This is a genomic window from Dactylosporangium sp. NPDC000555 (assembly GCF_040300025.1).
Lineage (GTDB): Bacteria > Actinomycetota > Actinomycetes > Mycobacteriales > Micromonosporaceae > Dactylosporangium.
In genome coordinates this window covers 1-16,252 of the sequence record NZ_JBEPDB010000024.1, presented here as the reverse complement: position 1 = coordinate 16,252, position 16,252 = coordinate 1, and the positions used below count along the sequence as shown (strand labels likewise).

At 69.0% G+C, this 16,252-nt stretch carries 14 protein-coding genes; 5 read left to right on the top strand and 9 right to left on the bottom strand.

The features are described 5' to 3' along the window. Nucleotides 1-75 precede the first annotated feature (75 nt). The 7 genes from ABT297_RS17080 to ABT297_RS17050 form a co-directional block, all read right to left on the bottom strand. Nucleotides 76-492, bottom strand: a complete 417-nt coding sequence (locus ABT297_RS17080; protein ID WP_350550009.1) for a ribosomal maturation YjgA family protein — start codon at nucleotides 490-492, stop codon at nucleotides 76-78. Between the two features lie 1,210 nt (nucleotides 493-1,702). Further along, nucleotides 1,703-2,491, bottom strand: coding sequence for a tyrosine-type recombinase/integrase (locus tag ABT297_RS17075; RefSeq protein ID WP_350550006.1), 789 nt, complete (start codon nucleotides 2,489-2,491; stop codon nucleotides 1,703-1,705). A 96-nt stretch (nucleotides 2,492-2,587) separates the two neighbouring features. Next, complete coding sequence (locus ABT297_RS17070) at nucleotides 2,588-2,830, bottom strand: hypothetical protein (RefSeq protein WP_350550004.1); 243 nt, start codon at nucleotides 2,828-2,830, stop codon at nucleotides 2,588-2,590. A gap of 252 nt (nucleotides 2,831-3,082) precedes the next feature. Further along, a complete protein-coding gene (locus tag ABT297_RS17065) occupies nucleotides 3,083-3,478 on the bottom strand; it encodes a 3'-5' exonuclease (protein WP_350550183.1) in 396 nt (131 codons plus the stop codon). A 33-nt stretch (nucleotides 3,479-3,511) separates the two neighbouring features. Next, a complete protein-coding gene (locus ABT297_RS17060) occupies nucleotides 3,512-4,720 on the bottom strand; it encodes a molybdopterin molybdotransferase MoeA (RefSeq protein WP_350550002.1) in 1,209 nt (402 codons plus the stop codon). A 98-nt stretch (nucleotides 4,721-4,818) separates the two neighbouring features. Then, the gene (locus tag ABT297_RS17055) at nucleotides 4,819-5,535 is read right to left on the bottom strand and encodes a M24 family metallopeptidase (RefSeq protein ID WP_350549999.1); all 717 of its coding nucleotides are present in this window, start codon (nucleotides 5,533-5,535) and stop codon (nucleotides 4,819-4,821) included. Then, nucleotides 5,522-6,115: a molybdopterin-dependent oxidoreductase gene (locus tag ABT297_RS17050; protein WP_350549996.1), complete on the bottom strand. Its 594-nt coding sequence runs from the start codon at nucleotides 6,113-6,115 to the stop codon at nucleotides 5,522-5,524. The genes ABT297_RS17055 and ABT297_RS17050 overlap by 14 nt, the downstream gene beginning before the upstream one ends. A 158-nt stretch (nucleotides 6,116-6,273) precedes the next feature. Between ABT297_RS17050 and ABT297_RS17045 the strand changes: the two genes are divergently transcribed. The 4 genes from ABT297_RS17045 to ABT297_RS17030 all read left to right on the top strand — a co-directional run bounded on the left by ABT297_RS17045 (nucleotide 6,274) and on the right by ABT297_RS17030 (nucleotide 8,368). Continuing rightward, a complete protein-coding gene (locus ABT297_RS17045) occupies nucleotides 6,274-6,612 on the top strand; it encodes a gamma-glutamylcyclotransferase family protein (RefSeq protein ID WP_350549993.1) in 339 nt (112 codons plus the stop codon). A 145-nt stretch (nucleotides 6,613-6,757) separates the two neighbouring features. Beyond that, entirely contained in the window at nucleotides 6,758-7,384 is a 627-nt protein-coding gene (gene phzG / locus ABT297_RS17040) for a phenazine biosynthesis FMN-dependent oxidase PhzG (RefSeq protein WP_350549991.1), read from the top strand. Nucleotides 7,385-7,409: 25 nt separating this feature from the next. Next, nucleotides 7,410-8,165, top strand: a complete 756-nt coding sequence (locus ABT297_RS17035; protein WP_350549988.1) for a class I SAM-dependent methyltransferase — start codon at nucleotides 7,410-7,412, stop codon at nucleotides 8,163-8,165. After that, complete coding sequence (locus tag ABT297_RS17030; RefSeq protein WP_350549985.1) at nucleotides 8,162-8,368, top strand: HAD family hydrolase; 207 nt, start codon at nucleotides 8,162-8,164, stop codon at nucleotides 8,366-8,368. Before ABT297_RS17035 ends, ABT297_RS17030 begins: the two co-directional genes overlap by 4 nt. 746 nt (nucleotides 8,369-9,114) lie before the next feature. Here ABT297_RS17030 and ABT297_RS17025 read toward each other — a convergent pair. Beyond that, on the bottom strand, nucleotides 9,115-9,942 hold the full coding sequence (locus tag ABT297_RS17025; RefSeq protein WP_350549982.1) for a hypothetical protein: 828 nt from the start codon (nucleotides 9,940-9,942) through the stop codon (nucleotides 9,115-9,117). Between the two features lie 8 nt (nucleotides 9,943-9,950). Beyond that, nucleotides 9,951-14,378, bottom strand: a complete 4,428-nt coding sequence (locus ABT297_RS17020) for an AAA domain-containing protein (protein WP_350549980.1) — start codon at nucleotides 14,376-14,378, stop codon at nucleotides 9,951-9,953. 1,288 nt (nucleotides 14,379-15,666) lie between these two features. Between ABT297_RS17020 and ABT297_RS17015 the strand changes: the two genes are divergently transcribed. Next, the gene (locus ABT297_RS17015) at nucleotides 15,667-16,245 is read left to right on the top strand and encodes a DUF6444 domain-containing protein (protein ID WP_350549977.1); all 579 of its coding nucleotides are present in this window, start codon (nucleotides 15,667-15,669) and stop codon (nucleotides 16,243-16,245) included. Nucleotides 16,246-16,252 lie beyond the last annotated feature (7 nt).

The window sequence follows — 16,252 nt, the reverse complement described above, 5'->3', positions numbered from 1 at the left end:
CCAGCCGGTAGGGCACTCTCGTCGCATCCCCACGCCGTTTCCGACCACAGTGGACCGATCTCCGTCCACGGATTCCTAAGGCTCAGCGGGTGTCGGGTTTGTTTGGGAACGTGTGCGGGCACGGAGGAACCAATGCGCGGCGACCAATGGGATGACCCCGACGGGGTACCAGGAAACATCAATCAGGTCGAACTGGGCGCCTAGCAGCTGGCGCGCGAGCCAGCTGCGTTGGGAGAGTGCCGCGGGTATGGGGGTGAGCTGTGCAAACTCGATGAACCAGCAGTATGCGATCGCGGCGCTGCCGGCGGCCAGTGGGGAGATCAGCGGCCATATGAAGATCACTATCGTGTAGACGATGGCCGCGGACAAGGCGGCGCCTGAGTACTGTTCGATGGGCCCGTCCATCGTGGCGCGGATTGCGAAGGCCGCACCTGTAAAGCCGGCTGCCGATACCACCATCAGCAGCCGAGTCCAGCGCACTGCGAGCGACATCGCGCCATCATAAGTGGCGTGCAGCTGCAGTAAGGTGGCAGCTGGTCTGCTGAGCTTGGACGGGCCGCAGCTGCACCGCTGCCAAGGGCCGGGACAGCGACCCGATGGGTTTCTCACTCGGCGCGAACGTCGCCAAGCAGCGCGTCAAGGCCGGCTGCTCGACGAGATCCTGACGTTCTTCGCCCTGGTCCTCGTCGAACACCGCGCTGTCGTCGCGCCAGGCGTGAGGTGCTTGCACCGAGAGTGTCCGCCCGAGTCGTGTCTGGTCATCCCTTCGACAACCCGATCATCGCAGCTCAGAGGACACTCTCGTCAAGCTCCACGCCGTTACCGGGCATCACGGACCGATCCAGTCCACGGATTGAGGCTAAGCCCCAGCAGGCGGTGGCGACCTTGCCGGCGTCGGCGTCGGCGTCGGTGAACCATGACAGATCCCTGCACGCAGCGAGCTCGCGACGGGGCTGGTCACGACACCGGCGGCCGGGCTGCGGACGCGCCGCGAGGGGCGGTACGAGTGCGTGGGGTGACCTTGTGCGGCGCTGGCGATCTCCAGGAGTGACCGTGGATCTTGTACTGGTGCGCAGCGGATGCGGTCTGGCCTGTTTCTGGTGATCACAGTACGGGTGTACGTGTCGGCGGCGTGTCGTGATCGTCCACAGTGGACCTCGCTCATGGCGCGGGGCAAGTTTTGGGGTCGCTGAGCGGCGTGCTGGTCGTCGTGACCGTGAAACTGCAGCTCAACGGTGTTTCGGGGCGGGTGTGCGCTGCGCGTCAGCGTGTCGCACGTGGTGGGTCGAGCCGTAGGTCAGGCCGTTCCGTGGTGACTAACAGTACGCCCGTACGGGCTGAAACTCGTGTCGCATGGTGATTGATGCATCGAGTTGCGTCAACAAAAAAGGCCAGCTGAGCTGGCCTTTTGCTCTGTCGGGACAGCGGGGTTTGAACCCACGACCCCTTGACCCCCAGGGGGGATTGAACCGGATCCACTATGGAGTGTTGCCTCGTGTCGGCCTATATCCCCACATCCAAGTGTGGTGCCGATATTAGCACGTCTGTGTGCTGACCGGTGCTGCGTGATGATGCCACGTCTACCTGGAGTTGATCTCCGCTGTGAGCGCGTTTGTTAGCGCCTCGGGTCAAGTGCGGTTCGTGATGGCGCGTCCACGATGGACTTTGCAGGCATAGGCGAGGGCGCCTGTCGGGTCGATCTTCAGGCTGGTTTCGGTGGTCGGTTTGCGGTGTCGAGGTGGGTGACGGCTGCTGGTGTGATGAGGCCGGCGAGGTCGTGGGCGGCTTGGCGGCGGCGTGTGGCGTTGACGCGGGTGTAGTAGCGCAGCAGTGTTGCGGGGTCGTGGCCGGGGCGTTCGGCGACTTCGGGGATGCCGTATCCGAGGTCGAGGAGGTTGGAGGCGAGGAGGTGGCGGATTTGGTGGGGTCCGAGCGGGCGGACTCCGGCGGCGGTGGCGAGTTGGTTGAATCGGCTGCTGACGTTGTCCGGCCGCAGTGGCTGGCCGTGGCGGCCGGTGAACATGTATCCGGCGACGAGTGCGGTCTTCGCTCGTGGTCTGCTGTTGGTCAGGGCGGTGAGGGTGATCGGGTCGAGGAGCAGGCTGCGGGTGCCGTTGTGGGACTTGGGCGGCTTGTCCCGCACCTGGCTGGTGGGGTCCTCGACGACTCGTTGCCGGCGGACGGTAAGGGTGGCGAGGTCCGGTTCTAGATCGCACCACTTCAGGCCGCACAGTTCGCCGCGGCGCAGACCGGTCGTCAGGAGGAGCCGCCACGGCGGGTACAGCCGGTCACCGGCAATATGGTCGAGGAAGGTTCGGGCTTCGGCCAGGGTCCATACCGGGCGCAGATCGTCGGTTTCCCGTGGTTTGTGCGCGTTTAGGGTTCGGCCGGTCTGTTCGCCGAACGCCTTGGCCAGCACCAGATGCAACGTCCGCAAGGTGGTGCGTGAATAGCCAGCGGTCTCCAGTTGCAGGTAGGCGCGTTCGGTCATCCGGGTGCTCAGCCGCGATGCTCGTACCCGGCCTACATACGGGTAGATCAAGTTGAGCAGGCAGCGGTAGTTGTAGACCGTGTTCGGCTGCAGTTCTTACGTCCGGGCGGTGAGCCAGTCCTCGCACAGCGTCTGCACCGTGTCGGATAGCCGGGGCCGGGGTCGTTGCGCGTCACGCTGCCGGCTCAGCCGCCGGTATTCGGCCAGCGCGGTCTGCTCCGTGACGAACCCGCCCCGTCTGGCCTGCATCCGCGCTCCGGTACGGTCACGACCGAGCTCCAGCCGGAACCCGAACAACCCGGTTATCGGGTTTCGTACGATCACATCGACATCGGCCATGACAACCTCCGCCGCCCACTGCGGTAAGGCCCTGAGGTGGGCCCTCTTTCTTCATGGGACCGCTGCCCGGCACGAACCACAATGGCGTTTCCGACCATCGGGGGAACCCCATATCGAGTGATTGTCTCGACTCCACGGCACTGCCAAGTGCGTCACTTCGAGAGTCTGCCGACAGGCGGCATCGGCAGCACCGTCTACAAGGGACACTTGCGAAAGGTGGCTAGATTCGGGAGACCGCAACTGGCAGCCTGGTCATGGCCTATGTCCCGGGGGAGGCGCCGCGATCTCATTGATGATCTCGTTCAGCGTCAGCGGTCGGTCCGTCAGTTTGGTGACCTTGCGGGACAGGATCGCTGATTCGACGTTGTCTGCGTAGATGACGACGGCGAGTTCCTCCCGAGCACGTGAGCCGCAGACATACAGCAGGCGCCGGGTTCGCTCGACCGCGTTGTCCTTGCCGTTTGCTGTGTTCTCGTGATCCTTCGCGGACAGCTCCGCGAGTCCGAGAAGCTTGTCGTACGAGTAGCCCGGGAACGGCCCTTCTGAGTCATCAAGCATCACGACGACTCGTGGGAACTCGGCTCCCTTCGTCGCGTGCTGCGTCGAGTAGGGCGACTGACGGCTGACATAGCGGTATGGGTGCGCGATCCCGGCCGCAACTGGCCGGATCGTGGGGTCAGCTCACGGCAGGCGCAGCAGCGGCGCCGGCGCGCCGGTGGTCCAGGCCGGGTCGAGGACGGCGAGGGCGTCGGCGGTCGCGGCGGCACGGAGGCTGCCGGAGCGGGCGCCGGGCACGATCCGGGCGCCGTCGCCGTCGCCGTCGGTCTGGACCGGCACGATCCTGGCGCCGCCGGGGTACACGGCGGCCGGGCCGGTGACCGGCAGGACCGGCAGCGGCCGGTGGGGATGCCCGGCGAGGGTGGCGACGACCGGTTCGAGGAGGGTGAGCGCGGCGACGAGCCCGGCGTAGGGGTTGCCGGGCAGGCTGACGACCGGCCGCCCGCCGGCCAGCACAGCGAGGCCTTGCGGGTGGCCCGGCCGGCATTCGACCCCGTCGACGTGCCAGGTCGCGGCCAGCCCGGCCAGGACGGTGCGGAGGTGGTCGGCGGCGCCGGCCGACGACGACCCGGTGACCACCACGACGTCGGCCGCGGAGCCGAATGTCTTGCGCAAGGCGCCGGGGTCGTCGGCGACGTGGTGGTAGCCGGCGAGCCGGCCACCGGCCCGGGCGATGACCGCGGCGAGGAGCGGCGCGAACGCGTCGCGGACCTGCCCCGGGCCGGGTGTCCCGGACAGCACGACCTCGTCGCCGGTGACGATGACGTCGACCGCCGGGCGGGGCCGGACCTCGACCTCGTCGACGCCGACCTGCGCGGCTAGGGCGGCGACCGCCGGGGTGACCTGGCGGCCGGCCGGGACCAGCAGGTCGCCGGGCCGCGCGTCCTCACCGGCGCAGCGGATGTGGGTCTTCGCAGGCCGGGTCCCGTTGACGGTGGTGTCCCGGCGGTCGCAGCGCTCGTAGGGCAGCACCGCGTCGGCGCCGTCTGGCATGCGGGTACCGGTGGCGATCTCGACCGCGTCGCCGCCGCCGAGCCGGCTGGCGAACGCCGGCCCGCCGGCCAGGACCCGGCCGACGATCCGCCACGGGCCGGACCCGGCCACAGCGTAGCCGTCCATCGCCGCGGCCGCGAACGCCGGCGCGGCCACGGCCGCGACGACCGGCTCCGCGAGGACCTGCCCGACCGCATCGGCGACCGGCCGGCGCACCGGCGGCAGCACCACCGCGACCTCCCTCGCGGTCGCATACGCCCGCGCCCAGGACACCCCGGCCGGACCGGCCGCGGACCGGTGCGGTGGCGGCGTGATCACCGGCGTCGCTGTCGCGGACATACCGGCCACTCAACCGCAGCCGGGTGTCGCCGCCGTGCCGTTCGTGGTTCGCCGGCGCAACCAACCGCTCTCGACCCCGCCACAGCGGCTGTGAGCAATCAGCCCGCCGTGTGCTGCAGGTCCAGGAGTTGCTCGTAGAAGCCGCCGAACCCGCGGCCGCGGTCGACGAGGTGGACCTCGAGGATCCAGTGGCACAGGTTCCCGCCCGGGTCGAGGCGGCGCATCGGCAGGTCGTTGCCCGGCGTGATGTACAGGGACACCTTGTCCCCGTCGATCCGCTCGTGCGGGAAGTCACCGACCAGGTGCCCGGCGAACGCCGCGCCGAGCTCCCACCCGGCGTCCGCGGCGAGGGTCTCGACGTGCGTGAACAGCTGCCCGCCGGTGATCTCCGGGTGGTCGAGGAAGTGCCGCTGCCCGGCGGCGAAGATCGTGGCGAGGTCGTCGCGGAGGCGGTGCTTGGCCGGGTCGTCGCCGAGGACGAACGTGCGCCCGAGGTCGGCCTCCCACCCGTCGAGGATCGGCCCGAAGTCGCAGAACACAATGTCGTCCGCGGTCATCTCCCGGTCCGGCGGGTTGTCCGCGTACGGGCGCAGGGTGTGCTCGCCGGAGCGGACGATCCGCTTGTGCCAGAACCGGTCCACGCCGAACAGCTCGCCGGCCAGGTCCCGGATGGCGTCGCTGACCTCCCGGTCCCGCCGTCCGGCCGCGACCAGACCGCGCCGCTCCACCTCGTCGAACAGCTCCAGCGCACGCACCTCCGCGGCCAGAAGCCGCGCCGCCCGCTCCTGCTCGGAAACGACCTCAACCCCGCTCATGCCAGCACCGTACCCGCCGGAACTTCTGCCGGGCCGTCAGTGGTGCAGCTGCAGGCGGATGAGACTCGACACGTACCGGCCGCCTTTGATCGCCGGGCGCAACGAGGCGGGGCAGACCGTCGGCGGGCGGCGTCCCGTCCTCGGTGACCGCGACCAGGATCGTCTTGTGCTCGAAGTCCGGGTCGAACTCACCCCACGCCACCGCAGTCTGATAGCCGTCGCTGCCGGTCGCCGTGACCACGTGGCGGAGCTTGTCGTTCTTCACCGCCGGGTCGAACCGCGGCTGCGCCTGGCCGAGCACGTCGAGCAGCAAAGGTCCGGTGTACGTGTGCGTCTGCGGGCCGGCACCGCTTTGGAACGTGACCGTGATCGTCTGCTGCGGCAGCGCCGCCAGGTCGGCCAGGTTCAGCCGCAGCCGGTGCGCGACCGCGCCGTCCACCACCAGGACCGCCCGGTGCCGCGCGGTGGACGGTGCCTGGCCGGTGCTCGGCGCACCGCTGGCCGACCCGGCGGTCAGCGCGACCGCGGCGAGGACGGCGGCGGCCAGGATAGTGAGACGGCGGCGCGCAGAGAAACGCATGGCTGTTCCTCGTTGAGGCGGTGGCCATGGCCATCCGGCGGGCCTGTCGCGTCGCGCACCCGGTGCGCGCTGCGCATCGTGTCTCGTCGATCCTAGAAGCCGAGACGCGGCCCGGGGGCCGGATCCGGGAGCTTCGGCGGGGTTGCAAGATCGCGGGTATGCCTCTGCTCTTCTCCTACGGCACGCTGCGCGACCCGGCGGTCCAGCGGGCCAACTTCGGCCGCGAGCTCACCGGCCGCGCCGACGCCCTGCCCGGCTACGCGACCCGCCTCCTGGAGATCACCGACCCCGACGTCCTCGCCGTCAGCGGCGAGACCCACCACCCGATCGTCGTGGCCACCGGCGACGACGCCGACCAGGTGCCGGGTGTGGTGTTCGAGGTGACCGACGACGACCTCGTCGCCGCCGACGGCTACGAGGTCGACGACTACCACCGCATCCTGGTGTCCCTCGCATCCGGCGTTCGGGCCTGGGTGTACGTCAGCGCGACCGCCTGACTTCGAACAGGCTGGGCCGAACCTGGACCGGCGGGTGCAGGTTCGTGTGGCGCAGCCGACCCCGCAAACGGGTCGCGGCGTAGTCGGTGCGGTCGTTACCGTTGCAGCAGAACGGTCGTGATCGACAGTCGGGGGAGACGGTGCGATGGCCGACACGCTGACCGGCGACGCCACGCTGGTGCTGCCCGAGTTCGACGAACCGCCCGCCGCCCCGCTCCGGCTGCTGCGCACGTGGCTCGACGCCGCGGTCGCGTACGGAGTCCGGGAGGCGCAGGCGATCGTCCTGGCCACCGCGGACGCCGCCGGCCTGCCGTCCAGCCGCGTGGTGCTGCTCAAGGACCTTGACGAACACGGGCTGGTGTTCACCACCCACACCGGCAGCCGTAAAGGCACCGACCTCGCCGCCCGCCCCTACGCGTCGGCGACGTTCTACTGGCGCGAGACCCTCCAGCAGATCCACGTCGCCGGACCCGTCCGCCAGCTGCCGCCCGGCGAGTCCGACGTCCTATTCGCCGAGCGCCCCGCCGCTGCGCAGGCCACCACCGCCGCGTCCCGGCAGAGCACACCCCTCGACGACGAGGCCGCCCTGCGGCAGCGCGCCGCGGACCTCCTCGCCACCGGCGGGTCGATCGCCCGCCCGGACGGCTGGGCCGGGTACCGCCTGGAGGCGGCCGCGATCGAGTTCTGGCACGGCAGCGTCGACCGGCTGCACCGCCGCCTTCGCTACGACCGCCACCCCGGCGGCTGGACGGCGCAACGCCTCCAGCCGTGACCATCAGCGACAGGAGGAGCCGCGCATGACCGCCGGAGACGTCGACTACGGCCGCCACGGCCACGGCTACGCCACCGCGCGCCGCACCGACGCGCGGATCGAGGCCCAGGTCCACGCCGCTCTCGGCGCTGCTCGCACGGTCATCAACGTCGGTGCCGGAGCCGGCTCGTACGAGCCCGCCGACCGGTACGTCGTGGCCGTCGAACCGTCCCCGGCGATGCGCGCCCAGCGCCCGCCCGGCCGGGTCCCCGCCCTGAACGCGACCGCGGAACTGCTGCCGTTCGACGACGACACCTTCGATGCCGCCCTCGCCTGCGTCACCGTGCATCAGTGGTCGGACACCGTCGCCGGGCTCCGCGAGCTGCGGCGGGTCGCCCGCGGCCCGGTCGTCGTGCTCACCTTCGACGGCGACGCCCTCGATCTGCTCTGGCTCGCCGAGTACGCACCCGAGCTCATCGCCGCCGAACGGCGCCGCTACCCACCCCTGAACCTCATCGCCGCCCACATCGGCACCCGCTGCGACATCCAGGACGTGCCGGTCCCGATCGACTGCGTCGACGGGTTCACCGAGGCGTTCTACGCCCGCCCCGAACGGTTCCTCGACCCCGCAGTGCGCCGGTCGCAGTCAGCGTGGACGTTCGTCGACGACGCCACTGAGGCCCGCGCGGTCGAGCACCTGCGCCGCGACCTCGACACCGGCACGTGGGACGAACGCCACGGCCACCTGCGCACCCAGCCGATGTTCGCCGGGTCGCTGCGCCTGCTGATCGGGCGTCCGTGACCGGCCAGCCCGCGACCGTGCCGACGGCCGCCGACGTGTTCGGGTCGTGGACGCCGGACGGGGTGGTGTTCGACTGCCACGGCCTGCTCGTGGAAACCGAACCCGGCTGGAGCGTCGCCGAGGCCGAGCTGTTCGCCCGCCGCGGCCTGCCGTTCGGCGTCGAGGAGAAGCGGCGACGGCCTTGCGCAGGTCGGCCTTCGTGAAGGACTTGTAGTCCTTGCACTGCACGACCACATAGGCGCCGTCGGGATTCCGGCCGGCCAGATCGATCCCATGCTGTTTCTGGCCAAGTGTTCCGTAGCGGCGGAACCGGACGCCGCGCATACCTAGGACACGCTGGACAAGATCCAACATGAGCTTCTCGAAACGGTCCCAGCCGACGTGGAGATCGAGGTCGCCGCCGGGTGGACAGTTTCCCGGTCCGACAGAGGTTGGGGGCGTTCGGAGGTTCGCGTCGGTTGCGCAGGGAGCCCAGGGCTGGGTGCGCACTCGTGCTGCCACAGCACGAGTATGCCTGGCGCTCGTGCATGACAGGCGCAGCGAACGCTCGAGGCGTGGCGTGCGACTCGCACAGAGCACGCACATCGGCCCGGACAGGATGATCGCGCCCCTGAGGACGGCCATGGACGGACGGTAACCGACGCATCGGCGTACCAACGTGCTCGCTCGGCGGCATGTCCGCGTACCGGATCATCTTAGAGCGTCAGTTCGCTGCGGCGCGAAGTATGCGAGGGTTGCCCGTTGGCCATCGGTCAGCGGGAACTGCGTCGCGTTGCCGGGGACTGGGAAGACCCGGGCGGTGTCAAAGTCGGCGCGGCGCAGGCTCGTGGCGACACCGATCTTGACGCCACCGGATCCAGCCACCGACGTGCGGACGCAATGCGGATGCGTTGGGCGAACGACAGCCCCGTTGTCCGGCTGGGGATGTATCGAGATCCTCCGAAGCGTGTCAGGGGGCGATGCTCGTTGCGGCCAGGTCGTTGAGTGCGGCGTTGATGACCGGCCAGCACATGTTCAACGTGTCGCGGTCGGGTGCGTGTCCTTTGCGGATCTGGGCGTTCGGGTGGACGAGGTTGCGGTACTCGCGCAGCTTGTCGGCGAAGCCGTGGACGTCGGCCTGGATCCATTTGTGCTCGTGCGCAAGGTTGATCAAACGTTGAAGGGCCAAGTCCCGCCCGGCTGGACGTTCGCGTTCGGGCAGGCGGGTCATGGCGGCGTCGAGCAAGACCCCCTCGAGCAGGCTTCCGAGCATGATGATGGCACTTGCGAACGCTCCGTTGCGATCGCAGATGCGCGCTTCGTCGAGGCGTCCCTGCAACACTTCGGCGAGCGCTGGGTCGCTGACGAGGTCGGTCATGGCGACGTGAAGCGAGCCCCCAGGCTCGCCCGGCGCGGTTTCGGGTTCGGGCCGGTATGGGCGCACGGTTGGCCGGCCCCGGTGGTGGGCGACTTCGAACCCTTCGAAGACCAGGATTTGGTTGAGTTTCGCGGCGACCTCGGCGGCTGCCAGCGGTTCGTTGCGGGCCACGTATTCGCGGTTGTCGGCGAGCCGGCACACCACCGCGTCGAGCGCGCTGGGCTCATTGCGCCGGCTGAGCAGCTGCTCGACTAGCCAGGCGCGGCGTTGATCGCCGTGGTAGTCCGGCACGTCCTGCCAGCCGGACTGCCGCAACAGTTTGGGCAGGTCCGCGCCGCGGCGGTAGACGGGATAGCCCTCGCCGCCGCAGGCGATCCGGGCGATCTCCTCTACCGTGTTGTCGTCGAGCTGTTCCAGCATGCTGCCTCCTACGACAGGGAAACGTCGTCGTCTACTTCATCGGCCGGGTATGGATCGCTGTCGTCGATGCCCACAAGGTCTGGCGCGGTGGCATTGCGCCGCGGAAGGGGGCGCGGTCTAATGCCTCGGTCCTCGATCCGCTGCCAGAGCGGCTCGAGAGCGGCGTCGGCGTCTAGCAGGTATTCGCTGTGCCGGATCCGGACGATGACCCATCCGGCGCGGCGCAGGTCGCGTTCACGCTGCAACGCCCGCTCGATCTCCTCGAAGCTTGTCGTGGCGGACGGGGTATCGCATTCAACCCCGAGCCGGGCGTTGTCACCGACGACGATGAGGTCGATGGTGTGCTCGGCGATCGGGTAGTTCGGCAGTGTGGCGAACCCGCGCTGGCGCAGCTTCAGGAACACCTGCTGCTGCAGCGGCGAGCGGAACGGCGGCGTCAAGCGCTGTGCTGGCACCAGGTCGAGCGCGGGGTCGGCGTTGAGGTCTTCCGGCGGTTGTTCCATGTAGTGCAGCAGTTCGTAGCGCATGCCACTGCTCGGCCGACGCGCCGGGTGGATGGAGTGGAACAGCCACATCTGGTCGCGGGCGCGGCTGGCCGCCACGTTGTAACGCCGCTGCACCTGCGGACCGTTGATGGCCTGCGAGGCGTCGGTCACCACCATCGACAGAAGGATCACGTCGCGTTCGGCGCCCTGGAAGTCGGTGGGGGAGCCGACCCGGATCTTGAATCTGGCCATGTCGGCGGCGCCGAGCCGCTGCGACAGCATCTGGTCGAGCAACGCCTTCTGCCGGCAGTCGTGGAGCACGATGATGCCGATGGTCCTGCCCTGATAGCGCGGGTCGGCGACCATACCCGACACCTTCTCCACGATCTGCTGTGCCTCGGTCGGGTTGCGCAGCGTCGCGCCTGCCCCCTCCAAATCGGCGTCGGCGACCGGGACCACCTGCAGCGGGTCGAGCCGGTCGGCACCGAATTGCCGCAGTGGGATCAGGTTCGGCTCGTAGAACCGCTGCGACGACCAGCCGATGATCTCGGGCATGCAGCGGAAGTGCTCGGTCAGGCGGATCTGGTCCGGCAGCCGGGTGCTCAGCAGTTCGTAGAGGTTGGACTGGGCGTTGAAGGCGTGCCGCAGCCGTAGGTCCATCGCGGCGAGGTGCCGGTTCAGACTGAGTTGCGTGGCTCGGATCGCGTCGGGTTTGCGCTGGCCCGGCGCGCATTGGTATTCATCACCGATGACCACGACCCGCGGGGCGAGCCACAGCAAGAAGAGTGCGTCGACTTCGGCCTGACTGGCCTCGTCGATGATGACGACGTCGAACGAGTCCGGGTCGGGCGGGAGGACCTCCGCGACCCGGCTGATGGGCATCACCCACGCGGGCACGGCGTGCATCGCCGACTGCATGGCGTCGCGGGCCGCGGCCTGGTGCGCGGCGCTGTGCGGGCCTTTGCCTTTGCCGGCCCGGCGCATGAAGCTGCGGTAGGACTGCAGGTCCTGCTGTTGGTGGGGTGTGAGGCGTTCCCGCCACCGCAGCGTGGCCTGCTTGGAGGCCAATTCAGTCGTGAGCCGGCCGAGGAACTGCTCGGCTTCTTCCACGACATGCTCAAGGTGTTCGTCCGGGCCGTGTTCGCGGACCGCACGATGGTAGATGACGGCCCGGCCCCAGTTCCAGGCGGACTCGAAGTCGTCGAGCCGGTCGGCCCAGGCCTCGTCGCCGACCGTGGCCTGCAACTGTGCGGCGAGTGCCGGGTGGGCTCCGGCCAGGCAATCGGCTAGTGTGCTGCGCTCCTCGTGGACCCGCCGCTCGTCCCATGCCACCTCGAGCGCGTTGAAGGCATTGGCGTAGCCGGCCAGGTCGCGTCCGCGCAGCGCTGCTGCCAGGTCGCCGGTCTCCGGGGCTGCGTCGGGCCGCAGCGAGAAGCTGGCGAGTCCGGCGACGTGGCGGTCCAGCTGCTGCGCGGCTTGGTGGCCGGCGATGACGGTAGGAGCGCTACGCACGACGCGAACGAGCAGATCCCAGTCGTGGATGCTGCGGATGGTGAACGGGATGTCGGCCCGGTGCAGCAGATGCTCGATGGTGTCGCGTGTGTCGCCGAGTTTGCGCAAGGCGCTGATGCCGCCGGCGAGGTCGTGCACCCGGGCGAAGCGCCGTCGCAGGGAGCCCCCGGCTGGCTGCGCGCTGCTATCGGTCCAGTTCGACCAGTCATCGAGAACCGCGGTGACGGCCTGATCGGCCTGCAGGACGGTGATCAGAGCGGTCAGTTCCCGGGTGGTGTGCGGCTGAGCCCCGTCCACGGTGCACGACTCGAGCAGCTCGGCGGCATCGGCCTGGGCCTGCGCCGGCCGGAAGCGGCGGATGCGGCCGCCCCGCGATACGTACGTCCGCAACCGCTTGGCCTGGCCGAGCAGACGCCCCGGTGGCGTGCCGGCGTCGAGCTCGACGTCGTGGGCGGCGAGGACGGCCGAGGCGGCGTCCATGAGCGGCCTGAGCCGCATGACATCGTCGAATAGCATGGCCAGGGACGCCGGATCGCGGCGGCTCAGGATCGCCGCGGCCGTTCTGCGCTGCCAATCGTCGATCGGCCAGTCGTCGATGAGTTCCACGAGTCCGGACCTGCGCAGGACCGTCGCCGCGGCGTTGACCTCGACGGTCAGCGCCGCGATCAGACCGTCGGTGAACCGGGCCAGGGAGAGCCCAGCGGGATCGGGGCCCGGGTGCGAGCCGAGGATCTGCTGCGCTTGGTTCAGTGCATCGAACGCGGCCTGCAGCTCGGTCGGTCTCGGCAGCTGCGCTGGGTCGGGCATTGCTTGACCGGCCCGTCTGGCTTGCTCAGGCGTCGCGGTTGCCAACAGAGCGCGCAGTCGTTGCATGTCCGGCCCGGTCAACGGCGGCTCGGCGGGTGCATCAGTCGGCAACGGGTCGATCCATGCGTACCTCTCCCGGCCGGCGTTGATGGCCGTCACCAGCTCCACCAGCGTTCCGCCGTAGCCAGGGGCGATCTCCGGGTGCCTAGTGTGCTCGGCCTCCCGCGATAGACGCAGCGCATGATCGACGGCGTCGAGCCGTTTCTTCGCCCGATCACGCTGGCGTTGGATATGTGCGATGTCACGCTGCAGCGACTCGACGCTGGCGGTCGCGGCCAGCTCGGTCAGGGCAGCGATACCGCGATCCAGTTCGTCGCTACCGCCACCCCGGGACCTGGTCATCGGCACGCACAACGGCCGTACGGGCTCTGGCAGTTTGTCCCGCAAGACCCGCAGCGCTTCGTCCTTCTCGCTGGTGACGAGTACGCGGACACCCTCGGCCAGCAACGCCGTGAGCAGGTTGACGATGGTGTGCGTTTTGCCCGTGCCGGGCGGGCCCTGCACCACGACGCCGGTGTCCTCGCGGAGCTTCCCGATGATCCGCAACTGCTGCTCGTTGGCCGGCAACGGTAGCAACGGATCGTCGCGGAACAACGGCCGCTCGTCACGCTTGGCACGCGGCCAATGCATCCGCTGCTCAGCGTCCAGCTGCATAACCAGCTGCGCCAGTCCTAGCGGCACAGCCGCACCTGGCTGATCCAGCGCCTCAGCGATGCGCCCGTAAAACGCCTCCAGACCAGTCTTATCCCGCTGCCGCAGCATCAACGCTGGTGAGGCAGTGACCGTGACCGCGCCTGCGGGTTCCGGCAGCTGATCGCCACTGCCGTGTGCGTCGAACCTCACCGGCACGGACCAGGCACGACCGCACCAGCGGCCCAACCACGCCTCCGTTGTCGCCTCTAGCGGACCGCCGTCCGGGCCGTCGACAACCTTCCACGGCGAACCACCGCCCGGTGGCCGGAACCCGTGGACCGACGACAGAAACTCCTGATCCTCGACGCGAGGACGCACGCCGCGCGGCAGGACCACACGCAACGCCTCGGTGCCCTGGTCGAGCTCAATCGTCACGTCCCAGACCAGCACATGCCGGCACACGGCATCGCCCCGTGCGTCGACGGCACTCACCAACCCCACACCCAGTACCAGCTCGTGGGATTCCTGCTGCTCTGCAGCGCTGCGTCGCAGGTCGCGCAACTGTTCGTAGTGTGCCCGGCGGCCAGGGCGGTCGTGGTCCAGCTCGTCGGTAGCCCACCGTTGCCACCGTTCGTACCAGGCCTGGAAGGCGTCGTGGACAGCGTCCGGCGCCGACGGTTCACCTCGCACCGGCCGCAGCTGTGGCCACGGCTGCTCCACGCGGGTAAGATCGCGACGGTCGATGCGACCGCGCAGAATATCTGGCAGTGTTGGCGGCCTGGCCGGAGACTCGCGTTCAGCGAGCATGATCGTATCGCCTGGTGGGAGCTCCTCGAGAAGCCAGATCGGTTTGTCCGGCCTGATGTCACGTACCATCGTCCGGCGGCTGCGCAGCTGATCCAGCAGGTGCGTGACAAGTGCCCGGGTGAGTGTCCGCACGTCAGCATTCGTTGTCGATCTCGACTCCAAGGCACGCCTCCCCGTTATTCAGCCACACAGAATGCATTATCTTCACTACGTTCGGCAATGGATGCGGCGAACGACGCGGATGAATGAATACTCATCCGGCCAGTTGCGGACCAAGTCGACGTTCTCACCGGCGTTGCACTCGTCGCTATAGAAAGACGCCGGCGCCAGGAGCATCTCGAGGGTGCAGACGCCGCCAGCGGGTTGATCCGCACGAACGGGCCGTCACGACGGACAGGCGCACGCCGATCTTGGGATCGCCAAAGCCGCAGCAGTCGAGGGGGTTCGCCGAGGCGACGGCTGTGATACCGGATCTAGGCGCGACGGCGGCAACGCGCTCGCCGTGTGCATGCTTCACTGCAAAGATCATCGACCAGTACCGGGCCGCCCAAGGACGCTGACAGGATCAGCGGTCCCGAAGTGTCTCGACGAGCAAGCACGGCACAAGCCCAGCGCTTCGGGCCAAGGCTGGTCAAGTGGTCTCGCTTCATCCATGCCGAAATCCTTGACCCGTGGATGCCAGCGGCCAGCGCACTGGCGCCGATCGAGCTCTTGCCCGGTGAACGGGGCACGCTTCCGCTGGCGACCGTGCGGTTCAGGGCTTAAAGAGTCGTCGCTTGGTGGCCACGTCGCGAACGGCGGCATGGCAGGGCGCTTCTGGCGCGTCGTGGCCGGGGGCACATGCGGATGCATGCCGACGTGAAGCTACGGAAGCAAGTCGCCCGAGTCTGTACATCTCCGACCCAGAAATCGCAGCGGTAGCGGTCTCTGCGATCCGTGCTATCAAGCGCCGGACAGCGGCCGAGCTCTGAGCCTCGGCATGCGTTGCGACCAGCTTGGCAGGCTTGGTTTAGCTTAGATGCGCTGTTGCTCTGGAGGGCGCTGGCGGTCGCGCGGGATGTCGTGGGGGCAAGATCACAATACGGCCGTACGTGTCGGTGGTGTGTCGTGATCGTCCACAGTGGCCGTCGCTCGTGGCCGGCGCAGTGCGGGGTGAGTTTTGGGGTCGCTGAGCGGCATGCCGGTCGTCGTGACCGTGAAACTGCAGCTCAGCATCGTTTCCGGATTGGACCGAGCGCCGCGATCCGGGCGCGGCGTCGTGCCAGGCGTGGTAGTAACGCTGCAGCTCAGAGTGTTCCGCAGCGAATAACAGTACGTCCGTACGGGCTAAAACTCGTGTCGCGTGGCGAGTAACCATTCAGCAGGTTCTTGGTTGAGCTGCTCTTGATCTTGGCGGGTGTTCTGGTGCATCCTGGGCGGCGTGTCCGATTCGGCGTCCGTCGTGCAGGTGCTGCAGCGGCTTGCGCGGCTGGAGGCATCGCTCGCGGAGCGGGACGCGATGATCGCGGAGCGGGACGCCAGGATTGAGGCGTTGACCCGCCGGGTCGCCGAGCTGGAAGCGTTGTTGCGCAAGGATTCTCGGACGTCGTCGAAGCCGCCGTCGTCGGATGGGCCGGTGCAAGCGCCGCCGCGGTCACGACGGCAGTCCTCAGGCCGGGCGGCGGGCAAGCGGCCCGGCGAGCCCGGGTTCACGTTGCGGCAGGTCGAAGCGCCGGATCGGGTGCTCGTGCACGCGCCGGGTGCGTGTGACGGCTGCGGCCGCTCGTTGCGGTCGGCGCCGGTGACGTCGGTCGAGGCCCGGCAGGTGTTCGACCTGCCGCAGGTGCGCCTGCAGGTGACCGAACACCGCTTGGAGCACCGCCGCTGCCGGTGCGGGACCCTCACCATGGCTGCGGCGCCGGGCGGGGTGGGCGCGCCGACGCCGGTACGGACCACGGGTACGAGCGGTCGGCGCCTATCTGGTCGGCTACCAGCACCTGCCCTACGAACGGGCCTGTGAGACCCTC